Source organism: Sphingobacterium sp. 40-24 (genome assembly GCF_001899705.1).
Classification (GTDB): Bacteria; Bacteroidota; Bacteroidia; order Sphingobacteriales; family Sphingobacteriaceae; genus Sphingobacterium; species Sphingobacterium multivorum.
The window spans coordinates 1-19,286 of sequence record NZ_MKWH01000032.1 but is presented as its reverse complement, the minus strand read 5'-3'; the positions used below and the strand labels follow the sequence as shown (position 1 = coordinate 19,286).

The 19,286-nt window shown below is 39.4% G+C and carries 19 protein-coding genes and 2 tRNA genes; 12 read left to right on the top strand and 9 right to left on the bottom strand.

Features of this window, described 5'->3' with window-relative positions; all coding sequences use genetic code 11:
* Nucleotides 1-19: 19 nt before the first annotated feature.
* The 5 genes from BGP15_RS11285 (at nucleotide 20) to BGP15_RS11265 (ending at nucleotide 3,485) form a co-directional block, all read left to right on the top strand.
* Nucleotides 20-1,009 (top strand): LLM class flavin-dependent oxidoreductase, encoded by a 990-nt coding sequence (locus BGP15_RS11285; protein ID WP_286769563.1) that lies wholly within the window; start codon nucleotides 20-22, stop codon nucleotides 1,007-1,009.
* Nucleotides 1,010-1,067: 58 nt separating this feature from the next.
* Nucleotides 1,068-1,880, top strand: a complete 813-nt coding sequence (locus tag BGP15_RS11280; protein WP_286769562.1) for a hypothetical protein — start codon at nucleotides 1,068-1,070, stop codon at nucleotides 1,878-1,880.
* Between the two features lie 10 nt (nucleotides 1,881-1,890).
* Entirely contained in the window at nucleotides 1,891-2,547 is a 657-nt protein-coding gene (locus BGP15_RS11275) for a DUF1345 domain-containing protein (protein ID WP_286769561.1), read from the top strand.
* 43 nt (nucleotides 2,548-2,590) lie between these two features.
* The gene (locus tag BGP15_RS11270; RefSeq protein ID WP_115048675.1) at nucleotides 2,591-2,974 is read left to right on the top strand and encodes a hypothetical protein; all 384 of its coding nucleotides are present in this window, start codon (nucleotides 2,591-2,593) and stop codon (nucleotides 2,972-2,974) included.
* Nucleotides 2,975-3,065: 91 nt separating this feature from the next.
* A complete protein-coding gene (locus BGP15_RS11265) occupies nucleotides 3,066-3,485 on the top strand; it encodes a c-type cytochrome (RefSeq protein WP_070564210.1) in 420 nt (139 codons plus the stop codon).
* Between the two features lie 205 nt (nucleotides 3,486-3,690).
* On the opposite strand, the gene BGP15_RS11260 is transcribed toward BGP15_RS11265, so the two are convergent.
* Nucleotides 3,691-3,770: transfer RNA gene (locus tag BGP15_RS11260), tRNA-Leu, on the bottom strand.
* A 182-nt stretch (nucleotides 3,771-3,952) separates the two neighbouring features.
* Between BGP15_RS11260 and BGP15_RS11255 the strand changes: the two genes are divergently transcribed.
* Complete coding sequence (locus BGP15_RS11255; protein ID WP_286769560.1) at nucleotides 3,953-4,906, top strand: aldo/keto reductase; 954 nt, start codon at nucleotides 3,953-3,955, stop codon at nucleotides 4,904-4,906.
* A gap of 192 nt (nucleotides 4,907-5,098) precedes the next feature.
* Here BGP15_RS11255 and coaD read toward each other — a convergent pair whose 3' ends face one another.
* The 3 genes from coaD to BGP15_RS11240 are packed head-to-tail and all read right to left on the bottom strand — an operon-like array spanning nucleotide 5,099 to nucleotide 6,904.
* Entirely contained in the window at nucleotides 5,099-5,575 is a 477-nt protein-coding gene (gene coaD / locus BGP15_RS11250) for a pantetheine-phosphate adenylyltransferase (protein ID WP_075992599.1), read from the bottom strand.
* A 1-nt stretch (nucleotide 5,576) separates the two neighbouring features.
* Nucleotides 5,577-6,116 carry a 16S rRNA (guanine(966)-N(2))-methyltransferase RsmD gene (gene rsmD / locus BGP15_RS11245; protein WP_112374789.1) on the bottom strand — a complete coding sequence of 180 codons (540 nt, stop codon included), beginning with the start codon at nucleotides 6,114-6,116 and terminating at the stop codon, nucleotides 5,577-5,579.
* Nucleotides 6,107-6,904 (bottom strand): DUF3822 family protein, encoded by a 798-nt coding sequence (locus tag BGP15_RS11240; RefSeq protein ID WP_286769559.1) that lies wholly within the window; start codon nucleotides 6,902-6,904, stop codon nucleotides 6,107-6,109. Before BGP15_RS11240 ends, rsmD begins: the two co-directional genes overlap by 10 nt.
* A gap of 85 nt (nucleotides 6,905-6,989) precedes the next feature.
* Between BGP15_RS11240 and BGP15_RS11235 the strand changes: the two genes are divergently transcribed.
* The 3 genes from BGP15_RS11235 to BGP15_RS11225 all read left to right on the top strand — a co-directional run bounded on the left by BGP15_RS11235 (nucleotide 6,990) and on the right by BGP15_RS11225 (nucleotide 11,538).
* Nucleotides 6,990-8,414 carry an ATP-dependent DNA helicase gene (locus BGP15_RS11235; RefSeq protein WP_070564226.1) on the top strand — a complete coding sequence of 475 codons (1,425 nt, stop codon included), beginning with the start codon at nucleotides 6,990-6,992 and terminating at the stop codon, nucleotides 8,412-8,414.
* 87 nt (nucleotides 8,415-8,501) lie between these two features.
* Nucleotides 8,502-10,988, top strand: a complete 2,487-nt coding sequence (locus tag BGP15_RS11230) for a S9 family peptidase (RefSeq protein WP_286769558.1) — start codon at nucleotides 8,502-8,504, stop codon at nucleotides 10,986-10,988.
* A 7-nt stretch (nucleotides 10,989-10,995) separates the two neighbouring features.
* Nucleotides 10,996-11,538 carry a HEAT-like fold family protein gene (locus BGP15_RS11225; protein WP_070564232.1) on the top strand — a complete coding sequence of 181 codons (543 nt, stop codon included), beginning with the start codon at nucleotides 10,996-10,998 and terminating at the stop codon, nucleotides 11,536-11,538.
* Nucleotides 11,539-11,558: 20 nt separating this feature from the next.
* Here BGP15_RS11225 and ruvB read toward each other — a convergent pair whose 3' ends face one another.
* From ruvB to pdxH, 5 genes are all read right to left on the bottom strand, one after another.
* Nucleotides 11,559-12,581, bottom strand: a complete 1,023-nt coding sequence (gene ruvB / locus BGP15_RS11220; RefSeq protein WP_286769557.1) for a Holliday junction branch migration DNA helicase RuvB — start codon at nucleotides 12,579-12,581, stop codon at nucleotides 11,559-11,561.
* Nucleotides 12,582-12,593: 12 nt separating this feature from the next.
* Nucleotides 12,594-13,331: a polyprenol monophosphomannose synthase gene (locus BGP15_RS11215; RefSeq protein ID WP_286769627.1), complete on the bottom strand. Its 738-nt coding sequence runs from the start codon at nucleotides 13,329-13,331 to the stop codon at nucleotides 12,594-12,596.
* Between the two features lie 364 nt (nucleotides 13,332-13,695).
* A complete protein-coding gene (locus tag BGP15_RS11210; RefSeq protein ID WP_502688438.1) occupies nucleotides 13,696-14,892 on the bottom strand; it encodes an NADH-quinone oxidoreductase subunit D in 1,197 nt (398 codons plus the stop codon).
* A gap of 5 nt (nucleotides 14,893-14,897) precedes the next feature.
* On the bottom strand, nucleotides 14,898-15,386 hold the full coding sequence (locus tag BGP15_RS11205; protein WP_286751866.1) for an NADH-quinone oxidoreductase subunit C: 489 nt from the start codon (nucleotides 15,384-15,386) through the stop codon (nucleotides 14,898-14,900).
* A gap of 2 nt (nucleotides 15,387-15,388) precedes the next feature.
* Nucleotides 15,389-16,042 (bottom strand): pyridoxamine 5'-phosphate oxidase, encoded by a 654-nt coding sequence (gene pdxH / locus BGP15_RS11200; RefSeq protein WP_070564556.1) that lies wholly within the window; start codon nucleotides 16,040-16,042, stop codon nucleotides 15,389-15,391.
* A 153-nt stretch (nucleotides 16,043-16,195) separates the two neighbouring features.
* Between pdxH and BGP15_RS11195 the strand changes: the two genes are divergently transcribed.
* The 3 genes from BGP15_RS11195 to BGP15_RS11185 all read left to right on the top strand — a co-directional run bounded on the left by BGP15_RS11195 (nucleotide 16,196) and on the right by BGP15_RS11185 (nucleotide 19,138).
* Complete coding sequence (locus tag BGP15_RS11195; RefSeq protein ID WP_286769556.1) at nucleotides 16,196-16,759, top strand: YqgE/AlgH family protein; 564 nt, start codon at nucleotides 16,196-16,198, stop codon at nucleotides 16,757-16,759.
* A 168-nt stretch (nucleotides 16,760-16,927) separates the two neighbouring features.
* Nucleotides 16,928-18,817 (top strand): molecular chaperone HtpG, encoded by a 1,890-nt coding sequence (gene htpG / locus BGP15_RS11190; RefSeq protein WP_286769555.1) that lies wholly within the window; start codon nucleotides 16,928-16,930, stop codon nucleotides 18,815-18,817.
* A gap of 247 nt (nucleotides 18,818-19,064) precedes the next feature.
* A tRNA-His gene (locus BGP15_RS11185) sits at nucleotides 19,065-19,138 on the top strand.
* Nucleotides 19,139-19,286: the final 148 nt, after the last annotated feature.

Here is a 19,286-nt window from a genome sequence, read left to right as displayed (position 1 = left end):
TTCTCTGTAATTTTAATGCATGGATAAAATAGCGTTATCAGCATTGGACTTGGCTCCGATCAAAAAAGGAGAAAATACAGCAAGCGCGTTGGCTCGAACCGTAAAAATAGCCCAACATGTAGAAAAATTAGATTTTGAAAGGATATGGGTTGCCGAACATCATAATATGGAATATATTGCCAGTTCAGCAACCTCACTCCTCATACAACATATCGCATCAAACACCAGTTCTATACGCGTGGGTTCTGGTGGGATCATGTTACCAAATCACGCTCCTTTAGTCATTGCAGAGCAATTTGGAACATTAGAAACCTTGTTTCCCGGGCGTATTGACCTCGGTTTGGGACGTGCACCGGGCACTGATCAATTGACCGCAATGGCTTTGCGCAGAAACAACTTGAATACAGCCTTTCAGTTTCCACAAGAGGTAAAAGACTTACAGCGCTACTTCAGTGGAGACAACTACGACGCAAAAGTACGTGCGTTTCCAGGAGAAGGATTGGACATCCCACTCTATATCCTCGGGTCAAGTACCGATAGTGCCTATTTAGCTGCTAGCTTAGGTCTTCCATATGCTTTTGCAACGCATTTTGCTCCGGCACAGTTTGCCTCAGCAAGCATGATCTATCATCAAAATTTTGTTCCTTCTAATACCTTAGAAAAACCATATTTCATCTCTTGTGTCAATGTTATCGCTGCCGATAGTACGGAAGAAGCCAATTTCTTAGCAACAAGCTTCTATAATCTATTCGCTGGTATTGTGACAAATACCAGAAGACCACTTTCAGAACCTACTCAAGAGGTAATCTACAAAGGCATTCCCGCGATAGAGCAAGCTGTGCAAAGTATGGCTTCCTGTGCATTTATTGGCGATGGCCCTAAAATCCTTCCGGAAATAGAAAAATTCGTAAACGATCACAAAGTGGACGAGATCATGGCGACTTCCTATATCTTTGATGATGAAAAGTGTCTCCATTCATTATCATTGTTGAAAGAAATTATTACGTAAGAATCCAAACTACTTTATATACGGTGAATTTTATATATTTAAGCAAAATTCACCGCATATGAATGTTTTTTTTTCCCTCAGCCTGATATTGGGTTTGCTCTCCCTGCAGGCATGTTCAAACCAGACAACAAAACAACAGCAAGATCGACCTGATGCAAAAATAGTATCAGACAGTTTAGCGGTATCGACTGTGGATGACACAACATCTTCTATTTACCAAAAATCAGACCCTGCTAAAGGTCAGATTTTCCTTGTTCGTAGTTACCGTATCTGGGAGAAGGAAGATCCAACGGCTGTCTTAAATAAAGAATGGTATGATCTTTACGAAGAAAGTGGACAATATTACTTGGCAAAGGCGGATTATGTGATTAAAGATGGTTTTGACGAGTGTGCTCAGGTACCGTCTAAGAGTGTCGAATCACGCAGAAATTCATTGTTATTCTTGAAGTTAAGCGGACTTAAGCCTGGTCTCATTGAACATGTCAAAATAAATCAAGCCGAAATCTGGCCAAAAGAATCTGTCCAGTATACTTTTAAAAACCAAAAAGTTACCCTCAAAGCAGTGGGTGATATTAGATCGACTGAAGTGCAAACCGACGAAAACGGTCACGAGAAAGTATTTCATGAGGTTGCCAATTATAAACTCAACTATAGCGCAACCAATGGAGGTAAAGAAAAGACACTTTTCCAGGTAGATCAATATGACCATGTATTTATGAGGACATTATTTGTTGGAGATATTGACCGGGATGGCGCGCTGGATTTTATTTTTTCCAATCCAAGGAATTATGAGGAAGAGGCACTATTACTGCTGCTTTCCAATCATGGCAATCCATTGATTTTTGATGCAGAAGAACAGTTTGATTGTTAATAGAACTGAAATGGGAAAAATAAACAATTACCTACATCGAATGCAATCCATTCATAGGGCAATGATTTCGGTCTGTATTTTTTTATTGATCTACTTCATCTCTCCCATTAAAACCATTCCCTTGCTCAATTTAATGTTGTGCTGGTTTGGTTTTTGTCTTTCCTACGTTTCTATATCTTGGTATACATTCTACACCACACCTATTTCTACCATTGCGCGCAAAGCACAGCAAGAAGATGGCAGCCGTCTCTTTGTATCCCTTTTTATTATTTTAGTGACCATAGGCTGTTTTATTTCAGTATTAATGATTATCATATCAAGTAAGGATAAACAGCTGAATGATGCCTACATTATCATTATTTGTATGCTGGCCATGTTGGCTTCATGGATATTGGTTCACACCCTATACACCTTTCATTATGCGCGATTATACTACGAACATCACGCAAATGGAGCTGGACTGGAGTTTCCAGGAGATGACCATCCAGATTATTTAGATTTTGCTTATTTTTCATTTGTGATGGGCTGTACCTTTCAAGTATCTGATGTGGAAATATCGTCAAAAAAAGTAAGAAGAGTAGCATTATTTCATGGCCTCCTCTCCTTTGCTTTAAATACGTTTGTCGTTGCATTGACCATTAACATCATTTCTGGATTGATCAATTGAGATTTTGGCCAAAAAAGCTTATTTTAGCACAAAAATTACACACATGAAGTTGTTTAAGCCTTTAGTCTCGTCCGTTTTATTCGTTATCTTATTTATCTCGTGTAAAAAAAATGAAAATACAGGTGGTGCTGCGGACGCTTCCGGCAGCTTTATCGGTCGTGTTAAATACCAAGGCAATTCCATTGAAGTGGACCGGGATAATCGCCTGATACGGGTGCTTCGAGATGGTACCGATACCTATAAAATTGAGTTTTTCACAGGCATCCCAAATATTACAGGCGTTCGATTTGATAAAACCAATGATAGCACTTGGACGTCTACTGATACAACACTCTTAAAAGACGTGAAGATCGAAGGAAAGTTGCTGAAAATTAATTATCAATCCAATAGCCAATCTTGGGTTGTGGATAATGCAGTACGTAAATAATAATCAATCTAAATTGTCATATTAACTTCATTTTCTATTTGAAAATTATCTCTTTCTCCCTATATTTAGGTAAGCATAAAGGAAAAGAGAAATGAAAAAAATAAATAAATTAGGTGCAATTGCATCTGTGTTTGCTATTGCCATTGCTTTGAGTGCATTTAGCTTCCAACAGGAAAAACCTAAAGAAGAACCAAAACCGACTAATCTCAAAGTTCTTCCCAAAAATATCTCCCACGATGAATTGATTTCCACTATGAAGGAATTTAATGTCGCATTGGGTGTAAAATGTGGTTTCTGTCATGCACCGTCGAAGGAAGATCCCAAAAAAATGGATTTTGCGAGTGATGATAACCACAAAAAAGAGATTGGACGAGCGATGATTAAGATGACCCAAAAGATAAACAAAAAGTATTTTAATCGAAGCTGGGATAGCTCGCCTGCCAAAGCTATTTCCTGTAAAACCTGTCATGGCGGAAAAGAAGAACCAGAAATGGTCTTAGCAAAAAACTAATCAAACCACATATTCATGTAACACCATAATACGCTGTATTGTGGTGTTTTTTATTTCTATTACATTTTAATGGAAAAAAGTTTTAGAACCAGAAGAATAAGACCATTCATTTTGGAAATGAATAAGGAACCGCGCGAAACTACGCTAAGCTAAGTATAAAAAATAGTCAGTAAATAAAAAAAGCTTCTCGATTGAGAAGCTTTAGTACCCGGAGCCGGAGTCGAACCGGCACGGTTTCCCACTGGTGTTTGAGACCAGCGCGTCTACCAATTCCGCCATCCGGGCATATCCGTTTGGGATGATGCAAAAGTAAGTAAAGTTTTTATTATTCCAAATCACTATACTGATCATTTTTAAAACTCATTGAAAATGAATGAGAAAATTTTAAAAAAACTTTTCATTGCCCTATAGAACGATTGAAAACGACCTTTTTTACGTATTTTTAATCAGAAAACAATCAAATGATCATGGAAAAAGTAAAACTCGGAAACAGTGAAATTGAATTCAAACCTCTTGTTTTCGGTGGAAATGTATTTGGCTGGACCGTCGATGAGAAACAATCTTTCGCCCTGTTAGATGCTTTTATCGATATGGGATTCAGTCTTATTGATACATCCAACAACTATTCACATTGGGTGCCGGGACACAGTGGGTCAGAATCAGAAACAATCATTGGCAAATGGATCAGCAAAAGAGATATTCGCGATAAAATTCAGATTGCAACAAAAGTCGGCGGACGTCGAATAGACAATAGTAAACCTAATCTTAAAAAAGAGTATATTATTAAATCTGTGGAAGATTCACTCCTGCGATTGAATGTAGACACAATCGATCTTTATCAATCTCATCACGATGATCTGACAACTGGAATCGATGAAACACTGGAGGCTTATCATCACCTGATACAGAATGGGAAAATAAAATGGATCGGTGCTTCCAACCTAAGTCCAGAACGGATTTCAGAATCCCTTCGTATAGCCGAAGACCACAATTTACCGTATTATATCGCTATTCAGCCCGAATATAACCTTTACGACCGGATGAAATACGAAGAGCAGTATGAACAATTGGCCCTCGATAATCATCTTGGCGTCATCAGCTATTATTCACTTGCCAGTGGTTTCCTCTCGGGTAAATACCGCTCTATTGATGACATCAAAGGTGCCAAGCGTTATGACGCATTAAAAGACAAGTTTAACACCCGCGGCCTGCGCATTTTAGATGTTTTGGCTGAGATAGCACATATCCAACAAGCTAGCATGTCCGCTATAGCGTTAGCCTGGAGTTTACACAGGCCTTCAGTTACAGCGCCTATAGTGAGTGCAACTAGTATCCAGCAGCTCGAAGAACTTAGCAGAGCTGTAGAAATCAAGCTGACACCGGAAGAGTATTACCTCCTAAACCAAGCAAGCGATTACTAGACCAAAAGCACAAAAAAACAATCTAGTATATTGAAAATAAGAACATTAAAAATATACTAATCAAGTTACCAAATAATATTTGGCTATACCGCATAGGAGAAAGTGAGCTGTTCTAAAATAAAGAAAACAGATGATTTAGATAACGAATATAAACACCTGTTTTTCAATAACTTTTTCTCAGCCCGAGGCAACTTATCTTATTTTTTCATTCAGCAAGGATAAAATGGAAACAGGCACCATCGCACTGATATCTCCTCCATTAAACCACACGTCTCTAACAATGGATGAAGAAATATGAGCCTTTCCAGATCTACTCATTAAAAAATAACTTTCAACATCATTATTGAGCAACAAATTATTTTGAGCAACTGCATTTTCAAATTCAAAATCATTGGTATTTCGGAGCCCACGCAATATAAAACGTGCTTTAACTTGCTTACAGAAATCTACTGTAAGACCTTTATATTTATGCACCTCAACCCTACTCACATCGTTAAAAACACGGCTAATTGAATCTACCCGTTCGTCGTGATCTAACATTCCTTTTTTATTGGCGTTATAGCCCACTGCAATAATAATTTTATCAAATAGCGGCATTGCTCTCTCAACAAGATCTTGATGAGCTAATGTAAAGGGGTCAAAAGAGCCCGGAAAAACAGCAATTTTCATATTAGATAGTCTTAGCGTAAAAAGAAAATGATGAATACCCGTATTTTCTAGTTTCTATAAAATTTGGATGATCTTCCATTTGTCTTGTTGACGGATGCTCAACAACAAGGAGCCCATGTTCATGCAGCAATTCCTGTTCAAAAATTAATTTTGGCAATTGTGGCAATTTAGGAATATCATAAGGTGGGTCTGCAAAAATAAAATCATAGGTATTCTTACAGCTGGCAATAAACTTAAATACATCGGCTTTCCTTGCTTTAATTTGCTCCAGTTTCATCTTCCCGGCTGTTTCATTGATATATTGCACACATTTGAAATGAAGATCTATTGCATCTACTGACTCCACATCTCGCGATGCGAGCTCAAAACTAATATTTCCTGTTCCTGCAAAAAGATCCAGACACTTTAAACTATCAAAATCCAGTCGGTTCTGTAAAATATTAAACAGCGCTTCCTTAGCGATATCCGTGGTTGGCCTCACAGGTAAATTGGTTGGTGGGTTCAGCCTTAAACCACCTAAACGACCTCCGATTATTCGCATAGTATAGAATCAAACAATACATTATATGGGGTCAAATTTGACTCGATCTCGCTATCCGCCAATACGACTTTTGTCTTCAAATCCAATATTTCGATATCACCCGCATAAGTAGAGATACGTTTATAATAGGATTCATTTGGAATTTCTCCTGAAAGGAGCACTTTATTGATGGAGTCCCCTAGATTGAATTGTGTTAAAATATTAAGGATAAAGTAGCTGATATCATCAAGATTATGAATTTCAAAACTATTATAAAGCTGAAAAACCCCGTTTTTAAACAGATAAAAATCAACTGTATTTTCAGCTACAAAATGAAGCCCCAGCACACTCCCTCTAATAGATACACGCTCCTGGGCACGATCAAGCACAACCGCAAATTCGGGAAGTATAACAGCATCAGGAAACAACCGCTTCCACCTATTTAATAAAAGCCCATCAAACTGGTATACAGCAACTAAATTAAGATTATCTAAAGAATAGCTAAATGTATTTTCAAGATCAGTTGTACCTAAAAACTGTAGGTAATCGCTGATATTTTCGCTCAGAAAAAATTCTTTTGGAATAAACGTAAAAGTTTGATGTGGTATCACAACGCGGACAAATCGAAACGGAAGGCTCATAATCCGTGTGGCATCCAAAATTGGCTCCTCAGACGGATACTCGATCAAAATCGGTGCGATCGACTTTTTATCAACCACCGCCAAGACATCCTTCTGAAAGCCAGCCTTGACCAAAAGATTGTACTCCGGTAAATAATGAATATTAAATTGTTTTGAAATATAATTCATTCGCTGAATTGTAAAAATTAAAACTTCTTAGAGCAAAAATAGCTTTTTCTAGAGGATAAGACAAACCTTTTAAATAACTTTGAGGGTGTTCATCAAAAATCTGTTAATACAGCAATTCCCATGGCAAGCCACCGAACAGCAGTTGGAGGCTTTCGAATTATTGCAAGAATTTCTTCTCGCTTTTGACAAGCAATCCTGCTTTGTACTTAAAGGATACGCTGGTACGGGAAAAACAACATTAATTTCGGCGCTGGTTAAAGTGCTGCCTGCATTACGGAAAAAGGCTGTTCTGCTGGCGCCAACAGGCAGGGCGGCAAAAGTGATCACCTATTATTCTGGTCGCAAAGCACTGACAATACACAAAAAAATATACCGAAAAAAATCTGCTGTATCATTTCAGCTGGATTTCACCTTGGCGGAGAACCTGCACGAAGACACTTTATTTATCATCGATGAAGCTTCAATGATATCCAACGCACCTGTGAATGCATTTTCGGCAAGCCTGTTGGACGACTTGATCCGTTATGTACAATCGGGGAAGAACTGTACCCTATTATTTGTTGGAGATACGGCTCAATTACCTCCTGTAGGACTCCTGGATAGTCCTGCCTTAAACCCAAGCTATCTCGAAAGTGAATTTCATCTTTGCGTTTATCCTTTTGAGCTAACCACGGTTGTCCGCCAATCCAAAGACTCCGGTATATTGTACAATGCAACCAAAATACGCGAAGAGATAACCTCGGCAGAAGAAGATCAAGACGACTTCCCTTTTCCAAAATTCATAACAAAAGGATTTAAAGATCTTTACAGAATGACAGGTGAACGGTTAATCGAAGGTATAAACTATGCATATGACAAATATGGACTCGAAAATACCATGATTATCTGCCGTTCAAATCGATCTGCAAATTTATACAACCAAAATATAAGGAACCGAATTTTGTTCCGGGACGAGGAACTGACGGGCGGAGATTATATTATGGTTGTAAAAAACAACTACTTCTGGTTACAGGAAAACAACATGGGCGATGGATTTATTGCAAATGGCGATATGGCCAAAGTACGAAAAGTAAGTAACATCCACGATCAGCATGGATTTCGATTTGCAGATGTCACACTTGAATTTGTAGACATTGACGAAATAGAACCCATCACCTGCCGCGTTATCTTAGATAGCCTCTATACAGACGGCCCCAATCTGCCCTATGAAAGCCAAAAAGCTCTCTACGAAGAGATTGCCTTGGATTATGCCGATATCATGGATAAGAAGGACAGGCTCGAAGCAATCAAAAAAGACCCTTATTATAATGCGCTTCAGATTAAATTTGCATTTGCAATTACCTGCCATAAAGCACAAGGCGGTCAATGGCCAATCGTGTTTGTTGACCAGGGCTATATAAACGATGATATGTTGGATCTTGAATTTTTAAGATGGTTATACACTGGGGTTACCCGAGCAACAAAGGAACTTTTTCTGGTCAATTTCAATGAAAACTTCTATCCATCATAGGATTATTACACGAATCATTCGCAAAAGAACCTAATAATAGATATTTTTACGTTCAGAACCATTATTATACAATTATCTATATTATTAATGCATAAGTACTACTTAATCCTAGCGGCGAGCTTATTGCCCTATGTTAGCACTGCACAACAGGCGAAGGAAGCCCCTATAAAGTCAAATTATCAGCTGGCTGCAAAATTCTCCCCTGAAAAATTAAAGAAAATGATTTTTTCGACCAGCATCAAACCAAATTGGATCAATTTTTCCGATCGCTTTTGGTATGATTACGCAAGTCCGCAGGGAAGAAACTGGTACATTGTAAACCCTGCGCTGAAAAAGAAAGAACTTCTTTTCAATAACGACAACCTCGCCGCACAAATTACTAAAATCGTTAAAAATCCTGTAGATGCACAACATTTGGAATTACAGGGCCTTCGATTTACCAAAGATGAGAAAAAATTGAGGTTTCAGATTCAGAGCACCAAAGATACGGTGAAATCCAAAGATGAAATACAAAAGCTCAAGAATAAGTCCGATACCACCAAAAAGAAACTATTTTATCTGGAATATGACTTAGCAGCACAGTCTGTGGTAGAAATCAGCGACTCGACAAAGGTAAAACCGCCATTGGGTTGGGCGACATTCTCGCCTGACACCAATACAGTCTATTTTGCGAAAGATTACAACTTGTATTGGATGGACAAATCCAACTATCTTAAAGCGGTAAAGGATGAAAAAGACAGCACCATTGTTGAGCACCAGATAACAAAAGACGGGGTGCAATATTATGCTTGGGGCGGTGATGAATATAGCACAACTACGGGTGAGGAAAAAGATAAAGACAACGATACTAAACGCAAGCGGGTATGGATCAGCTGGTCTCCGGATGGACGTTATTTTACCTTGACCAGAAAGGACAACCGTTCTCTAAAGCCCTTATGGGTAATCAATAATGTTGGCTCATCCCGGCCGACACTTGAAACTTATAAATACCAAATGCCAGGCGAAGTCGATTCGACAGAAACTGAACTATATATCTTCGACGCGGCAGCAAAAACTCCACGCCGCATCAATATAGCTGCGTTTAAAAATCAGACCGTCTCTACCTGGACAAAAACCCCGGATAAAAATTCTTATAAAGAGGATTATTTTACCAACTATTGGCTGGGCAATAACGAAGAGTTTTACATTTCACGCTCTAGCCGTGACCTCAAACGGATTGATCTCCTAAAGGTCAATATAAATGGTACGGTAAACAATATTATCCAGGAGCGTTCCAATGTATATCTGGATGTTCAAAAACCATTCCTGATCGAAAACAAGAAGCAATTAGTTCATTGGTCGGAAAGAGATGGCTGGGGCCACTACTACCTCTACGACACAAATGGAAAATTGATTAATCAAATTACAAAAGGAGCTTTTCATACGGAGGAAATTACCGGCTTTGACCCTGCTTCCGGAACATTATACTTTACAGCATCGGGACGTGAGAAAAACGAAGACCCCTATTATCTACATCAGTACAGTGTAAATACAAATGGTTCCGGAATTAAATTATTGAATCCAGGAAACTTTGACCACCAAGTGGAAGTGAGCGAATCTTCCCGATATTTTGTCAATAATTCCTCCAGAGTAAACACGACTCCTGAATCCGTCTTATACAATAGCAATGGACAGAAAATAATGACACTGGAAAAAGCTGACCTATCCTTGCTATTTGCTGCAGGTTACAAATTTCCAGAACCTTTTAAAGTGAAAGCTGGGGATGGCACCACGGATCTCTATGGGGTCATGTACAAACCATTTGACTTTGACAGTACCCGAACTTATCCAATTGTGGAATATGTATACCCTGGGCCTCAAACCGAAGCTGTCAATAAATCCTTTGGAAGAAGCATGGACAGAATCGACAGGCTAGCGCAGTTTGGCTTTATCGTCATCACAGTTGGTAACCGTGGTGGACATCCTTCACGTTCGCAATGGTATCATACCTATGGATATGGCAATCTGCGCGATTATGGTTTGGAAGATAAAAAAGTAGCGGCGGAACAGCTCGCAGATCGTTATAAATACATCGACATTAACCGCGTTGGTATAACTGGTCACTCCGGCGGTGGTTTTATGTCTACAGCGGCGATGCTTGTTTACCCTGACTTCTTTAAAGTTGCGGTGTCTGGCGCCGGAAACCATGAAAATCAGATTTACAACCGCTGGTGGAGTGAGCGTCATCATGGGGTGACAGAAAAAGTATCGGCTAAAGGCGATACAACATTCTCCTACCAAATCAATAAAAATACAGAGCTCGCAAAAAACCTAAAAGGCAGACTACTTATCGCTACAGGAGACATTGACAACAATGTGCACCCGGCAAATTCAATTCGCATGGTAGACGCATTGATCAAGGCTAACAAAAGATTTGATTTCCTGCTATTACCTGGACAAAGACATGGCTTTGGCGATATGACGGAGTATTTCTTCTGGAAAATGGGCGATTACTTTAGCCAATATCTATTGGGTGATTCCAAGATGAACGAAGTTGACATGACTGAAATGAATCGAGGAAAGCCACAAAAATAACGGTTACATGACCTACAATGAAAAATTAGCATTTTTATCCGTTACCTTGAGATCTTTCGAGGTAACGGATTTTTCTTTGGAGATGCTCCAAGGAATAACCCTGGCTGATCTGCTGAACATCTCCTTAGAGAAGGATAAAAAGGTTGCCTTTCGCGCCGCATGGGTATTTGAAACCATCGTTTTAAAGAATACAGCGTTGCTAAAATCTGTTCTCCCGCAATTCTTGAACAATTTAAAAAAACAAAAAAACTGGAGTTGTCTTAGAAGCTATACTAAAATTCTATTATTTTTAACATCTAAAAAAAATAAAGAATATACACTTCAAAATGAGATAGAAGAAGAAATTATCGAGCATTCCTTCCAATGGATGATCGAACCTGCATGTCCTGTCGCTGTATTGGTCAACTGCCTGGACATCTTAAATAACCTACGAAAAAAGTACCCTTGGATACATGAGGAGTTACAGGCTCAGATAAGCTATTTTCAACGAACAAAACCGAGTCCAGCCCTAATGAGCCGGACCAATAAAATTATTCAGCAGAAAAGTTAAAGTATCGTTTCTATTCGCGATTAAAACAATGTATTTCCTTTCGAGTGATTGACACGGCCCAAATGCTTATAAGCAGCCTCGGTACATTCGCGACCCCGCGAGGTCCGCATAATGTATCCTTCTTGAATCAGAAAGGGTTCGTAGACTTCCTCAATCGTACCTTCATCCTCCCCAACTGCTGTGGCTACAGTTTTTAAACCGACAGGTCCACCTTTAAATTTGTCTATAATAGTCGTTAAGATTTTGTTGTCCATCTCGTCTAAACCATTTTCATCCACATTAAGCGCGTGCAAAGCATATTTCGCTATTTCTTTATCGATGCTTCCGTTACCCTTTATCTGTGCAAAATCCCGTGTACGGCGCAGTAAAGCATTGGCTATCCGGGGTGTACCTCTGCTCCTTCGTGCAATCTCATAGGCACCTTCATCAGAAATCGGTGTGTTTAAGATATGTGCCGAACGCAACACGATAGTTGTCAGGAGTTTTGCATCATAATATTGTAGGCGTGAATTAATTCCAAAGCGCGCACGCAAAGGAGCAGTCAAAAGCCCTGAGCGTGTTGTTGCCCCGATCAGGGTAAACGGATTAAGGGAGATCTGCACAGACCGTGCATTCGGCCCTGTTTCCAGCATAATGTCGATTTTAAAATCTTCCATTGCCGAATAGAGATATTCTTCTACTAAAGGGCTTAAACGGTGGATCTCATCGATAAACAAGACATCCCCTTCTTCGAGATTTGTCAATAATCCTGCAAGATCACCCGGTTTATCCAATACAGGTCCCGAAGTAATTTTAATGCCAACACCCATCTCATTAGCAATGATATGGGATAAGGTCGTCTTTCCTAAGCCTGGGGGGCCATGTAGCAAAACGTGATCCAGCGCCTCGCCTCTCAGCCTGGCTGCCTTCACAAAAATATTGAGGTTCTCTAATATTTTAGCCTGACCTGTAAAATCTTCAAAAGCCTGAGGCCGCAATGCCCGTTCAATATCACGATCTGTGTTGCTCAGACGGTCTGGATTTGGATCTAAATTCTCGTTCATTGTAGCGATCTTTTAATTTCTCTTGTACCGCTTTCCGATACTTCCTAATTTCAATTGGATAACTCCAAAAAAAGCTTCCTTAAAGATACTTGTGCTCATCTTTGATGTGCCTTCGGTCCGATCTGTGAATATAATGGGTACTTCGACTACATCAAAGCCATATTTTATGGCGGTGAATTTCATTTCAATCTGGAAAGCATACCCTACAAACTTAATCTTTTCGAGTGGGATTGTCCTCAGGACTTCCCTGGTGAAACAAACAAATCCTGCGGTAGCATCCTGGATATTTATTCCCGTTATAAAACGAACATATACTGAAGCAAAATAGGACATCAACACACGGCTCATCGGCCAATTGACAACATTCACGCCCTTGATATAACGCGAACCTATGCTCATGTCTGCACCATCCGCACAAGCCTGCCGTAAACGAAGTAAATCCTCTGGATTGTGGCTGAAATCTGCATCCATTTCGAAAATATAGCGGTAATGTTCGCGGGATAGCGCCCATTTAAATCCATGGATATACGCTGTTCCTAAACCCAGCTTCCCGGTTCGCTCTTCGATAAACAAACGGCCAGAAAATTCATTAACCTGTAAATTCTTGATGATTGTAGCCGTCCCATCGGGCGAACCATCGTCTACAATTAGAATATCAAATGCGTGTGATAAGGAAAAAACTTTGCGAATGATTTTTTCAATATTTTCCTTTTCATTATATGTTGGAATGATAACTAAACTATCCGTCACTTTTTTATATTTAAGACCAGTAAAGGTAATCATTTACGTTAAATTCTAGTACAGGAATTCGATGAAATCTACAGGATAATCAACAATACTCGCGAGAAAAGGCAGTAAACCCTTCAAGCTCAAACCAACACACCAGTATCATAAATGCACAGCATCAATAGATTGCACGCCATAAAAAAGAGAAGCCCGTTACTTTGGGAGTAACGAGCTTTCATTAACCAATTATAAACTTAAATTATGAGACTGCAAATATGATGAAAATTGCTTTCAATTACAAATTTAATTGCGTTTTTATGCAACATTTTCAATACAATCTCTATTTTATTTTGCTAAATCGTTTATAAAACATGCGCACTACCGCAATCTAACGATCAACCTCACCCAAAACGATATCAATCGATCCTAGGATCGCAATTAAATCAGCAATCAGCACCCCTTTTCCAAGTTCTGAAATCACCGAAAGGTTATTAAAGCTTGGGCCCCTTGACTTGACCCGCAACGGGATATCTGATTTATCTTTTGTGACAAAATAAAACCCTAATTCTCCTTTCGGATTTTCAGCACGGACATAGTAGTCCTGAGTTTTCAGGTTCACTTTCTTCGGGACCAAAGCGCGCGGATCAAATTCGGCCGTACGTTTAAAGTCTTTCTGTAGTCGTTCAAGGCATTGCTCGACAATGCGAACCGATTCCTTGACTTCGTCCATCCTAACTTTATAACGATCCCAGCAATCACCGATTGCCCCCATTTCACCTTTTCCCACAGGTATCTCGAAATCAATTTCCGGGTAGACAGAATAACCATCTATGCGTCTCAAATCCCATTTTATTCCCGAAGCACGCAGCATAGGTCCCGATACACCATAATTTATGGCTACATCAGCAGGAAGTACACCTATTTTAGCCGTACGGGAAATAAATATTTGGTTCTGTGTCAATATCTCATCCAGTTCGACCAATTTAGGTTTGAAATACGTGATAAATTCTGTACAGCGCTCTTCAAAGCCAACGGGCAAATCATAAAATAACCCGCCTACCCAGATATAGTTGTACAGCATCCTGGAACCTGAGGCCCATTCCAACATATTCATGATATGTTCACGATCCCTAAAACACCACAAAAATGGCGTTGTGGCACCGATATCAATACCATATGTACCAATAGCAATCAGGTGGGATGCTATTCGGTTGAGTTCACAGACCAAAACCCGAATGTACTCTATTCTTTTAGGTATTTTGCTGTCAAGGCCAAGCATACGTTCAACTCCCATAACGAAAGCATGGCTATTATTCATCGAAGCTAAATAGTCCAAGCGATCGGTAAAAGGAATTGTCTTTGCATAATTCAACGATTCAGCATGCTTATCGAAACAACGATGCAGATAACCCAAATGTGGAACAACCTCTTTCACGATCTCTCCGTCTGTAATCAGTTGTAACCGAAGCACACCATGTGTCGAAGGGTGCTGAGGTCCCATATTCAACACCATTTCCTGACTTGAGATCTCTGTAAGGTGTTTTTCATAGCGCAGTAATGCCTCTTTATATTTTGGATTCGCCATTTCTATCAATTAATATGAATGCCATGATATTTCTCCGCTTCCTCATAATCCTTCCGTAAAGGATAGCCCTCCCAATCGTCAGGCAGCAAAATCCTTCTAAGGTCCGGATGTCCCTCAAAATAAATCCCCATCAGGTCAAATGCTTCGCGCTCATGCCAGTCTGCCGTGCGCCACACCGAAGTAAGCGAAGGAATCTCCGGTAGTTCATCCAGCGAACGATGACCAGACAACTCAACTTTTAAGACCAAACTGTGTTGATACGGCAAGGAATTTAAATGGTAGACAATGGTAAAATGCGTTTGATAATCCACTGCAGTAAGGTTGCTTAAAAAATCAAAATATAGGCCTTCGGTATCCCGGAGGAATAAACAAACAGCTACAATATCTGCTTTATCTATAAATAGTGCAGGCTGCAGCCCATTGCGATCTTCTTTAAGAATAAGTTGAGTTCCAAATTTGGAAACAAGCATCGATTTAATTTCGTCAAATGTCATATTTATGGAGCTATACGCGTAATCTTCCAGGAATCCGACACCTTTTTATAGACTATGCGATCATGTAGCCGGCTTGCACGCCCCTGCCAAAACTCAAAATAAATCGGTTTCAACAGATAGCCACCCCAATGTGACGGTCTCGGTACAGAATCGCTTCCATTGTATTGGTTTTCGAGTGCTTCTACCCTGTTTTCCAAAAAACTACGGTTGGGGATTTCATGGCTCTGCGGGGATGCTAGTGCACCGATACGGCTTGCTTTTGGGCGCGATTGGAAATATTCATCGGAATCGGCCTCACTTACAAAATCAATAACACCTTCAATTCGGACCTGCCTTTGTAATTCAGGCCAAAAAAACAACATGGCAACATGCGGATTCGCTTTCATGTCTTCCCCTTTACGGCTTTCATAATTTGTAAAAAAGACCAGTCCTTCAGCTACAATGTCCTTCAATAAAACAACTCGCGAGGAAGGTAATTGATCGGATGACACCGTTGAAAGCACCATGGCATTAGGCTCGATTACCTCGCTGTGAATAGCCTCATCAAACCATTTTTTAAACTGGTGGACTGGATTACGATCCACATCCGATTCAGATAGGCTACCTAATACGTAATCCTGTCTGATTGCTGCAATATCTTTATGTTGAATGGACATAGAAACCTGTTTTTATATCCCACAAACTTACTAAAATCATTGCTTTTTCTCTATAAAGTTAGTAGAAATTGACAAAATCTCAATTTTGGCACAAATCTCGCATAGATTAAATAAAAAAGATTAAATTCAATAAATAATTAAAATTCGCGCTATATGTTTACCGAACTAAACCCACAAAAAGGAAGTCTATTGATTTCCGAGCCATTTATGCTAGACCCTAGATTCCTCAGATCCGTGATATTGTTATGTGAATACAATACAGAGGGTTCCCTCGGATTTGTCCTAAATAATCAAACCAATGTTCGCATAGGCCAATTATTGGAAGCTATACCGAATTGCAATTTCCCCATCTACGTCGGTGGTCCTGTGGCTCAGGAAAGTCTTTTTTTTGTACATAGCCGTTTTGATTTACTGCTAAGTGGCGAGGAAGTGGCTCCTGGAATCTATTTTGGAGGCGATGAAGAAAAGCTTATTGAAGCCATACAAACCGATAGCATAAAACCTGACGAATTAAAATTCTTTATCGGATATTCTGGATGGTCTGCTGGTCAGTTGGACGGCGAAATCAAAGAAAATAGCTGGGCTGTACAAAACAAATACCACCATCAGCTCATTTTTGAAGGTAATGGCGAATTGCTATGGAAGGATGCCATCATTGGATTAGGTCCCAAATATGCACATGTCGCCAACTTCCCACAGAGCCCAGGCCTAAATTAGCGAAAGGGACTTACGCTATATGACAGTTTGCTTTACGAGTCCGTAAATCACCGAATGAGCCTATGACAAAATAGGCGATTTTCTGCCATCATGTCCTGTAGGGACGATTTGGAACACTGATTGTATGTTTTAAACAAATCATAAAATTAAAATAGCGACATACAAATTATGAATCCAGAAAAAGGTAGTATTTCAATTCACACGGAGAATATATTTCCCGTAATCAAAAAGTTCTTATACTCTGATAATGAAATTTTCTTGCGTGAACTGGTATCTAATGCCGTTGATGCTTCTCAAAAAATCAAACGTCTGGCTTCTTTGGGTCAATACCAAGGGGAAACAGGAGAATTGATTGTAGACGTAAAATTTGATGAAGCGGCCAAGACCATCACTATTTCCGATAATGGTATTGGTATGACAGCCGATGAAATAAAAAAATACATCAACCAGATCGCTTTCTCAGGAGCAACAGAGTTCATGGAAAAATTCAAGGAGGCAAATGACGCAAATGAAATCATTGGTCGCTTTGGTTTAGGCTTCTATTCCGCATTTATGGTAGCCGATACCGTAGAAATCCAATCTTTATCCTATCAAGATGGCGCAGAACCTGCTCATTGGACTTGCGATGGTAGTACATCTTACGAAATTTCTACGGGCTCAAGAACCACACGTGGTACCGACGTCATCTTACATATTAATGAAGAATCAACAGAATTTTTAAGCCAGGCACGACTACAGGACATTTTAGATAAGTATGCTAAATTTCTTCCTGTTTCAATCCGTTTTGGCACCAAAACAAATTCTGAACAGGACGGTGAAGACGAAGAAGGAAAACCAAAATACAAATCTGTAGAGGTAGATAATATCATCAATAATACCAATCCAGCCTGGACAAAATCACCGTCTGAATTAAAAGACGAAGATTATCTAGCCTTCTACCGCGAACTCTATCCATATTCAATGGATGAACCTTTGTTTTGGATACACCTCAATGTTGATTACCCATTCAACCTGACAGGTATCCTCTACTTCCCTAAAGTTAAAAATGAACTGGAAATCCAGCGTAATAAAATCAAACTCTATTCTCGACAAGTGTTTATCACCGACGAGGTGAAAGATATTGTTCCTGAATTCTTGATGTTACTTCATGGGGTAATTGATTCACCGGACATTCCATTAAACGTATCCCGTTCATTTTTACAGGCAGACAGTAACGTAAAAAAAATCAACAGTTATATCACCAAAAAGGTGGCTGACAAATTGAACGAAATATTTAAGACCGACCGTAAGGGATTTGAAGAGAAATGGACGGATATCGGTTTATTTATCAAATACGGTATGCTTAGCGATGAGAAATTTGCTGAAAAAGCAAATGACTTCTGTCTAGTAAAAAACACAGGTAACCAAAGCTTCACCATTAAAGAGTATTACGAAAAGGTCAAAGATATCCAGGTAGATAAAGATGGTAACATTGTCTACTTATATACACATGACGCCGCTCAACAAGATGGCTTTATCCAAACGGCATTAAACAAAGGTTATGATGTTTTGATGCTTGATGGGCCATTGGATACACACTTTGCTGCTTATTTGGAGCAAAAGGGCGGTGAAAAGGTTCAATTGAAACGTGTGGATGCTGACGTTATCGATAAATTGATCCAAAAAGACGAAAAGGTCGAACTTGCCCTTTCGGAAGAAGAATCCAAAAAAGCGCTGGAGGTTTTCGAAAAAGCAATTTCGCGCCAAGATATGAAAGTTGAAGTTGACGCATTAAATGAAGGTGACCTGCCTGTATCGGTAACAATTGATGAATTTATGCGTCGAATGAAAGATATGGCCAAGACAGGTGGTGGCATGAATTTTTATGGTTCATTGCCCGATAATTATAAGGTAACAGTCAATGGGAACCATCCGCTGATCAAAAGAATTTTATCGTCATCAGACGAAGAAGGTTCAAAACTGGCAAAACAAGCTTTTGATTTAGCACTCTTATCCAGAGGTCTATTGTCTGGAGCAGATCTGACATCTTTTGTGAAGAGAAGTGTAGAAATGATTTAAGGGTATTCCTTCTAATAAAAAAGGCGGTCTCTTTAATAGTAACCGCCTTTTTTATTAAAAATTGGACACAAATGACAAATTTGGAGCAGCCAAATGCATGGCATTATCGAAATGCAGCCCTTTAGATGTTTTTTATTAAAATTTAATAAACTAATCTTCACCCAGTTGACTTTAAACGCTGTTTTTTTTCAGTCAAATATTTGGAGGGAATAGGGTTTAATCGTACTTTTGTATCATCAAAATCACGGTAGGTATAGCTCAGTTGGTTAGAGCACTAGATTGTGGTTCTAGGGGTCGTCGGTTCGAGCCCGATTACTTACCCAAAAAGGCAGATCAAATGATCTGCCTTTTTTAATTTGATAAGTTCTCAGCCAACTAAACAAATGCGGATCAAGCAGACTTCTTGGGGGAATATTAAAAATTTCCTAGTTTAGCATCTTTAATACAGATATCCCTTGCAAGACGCCGA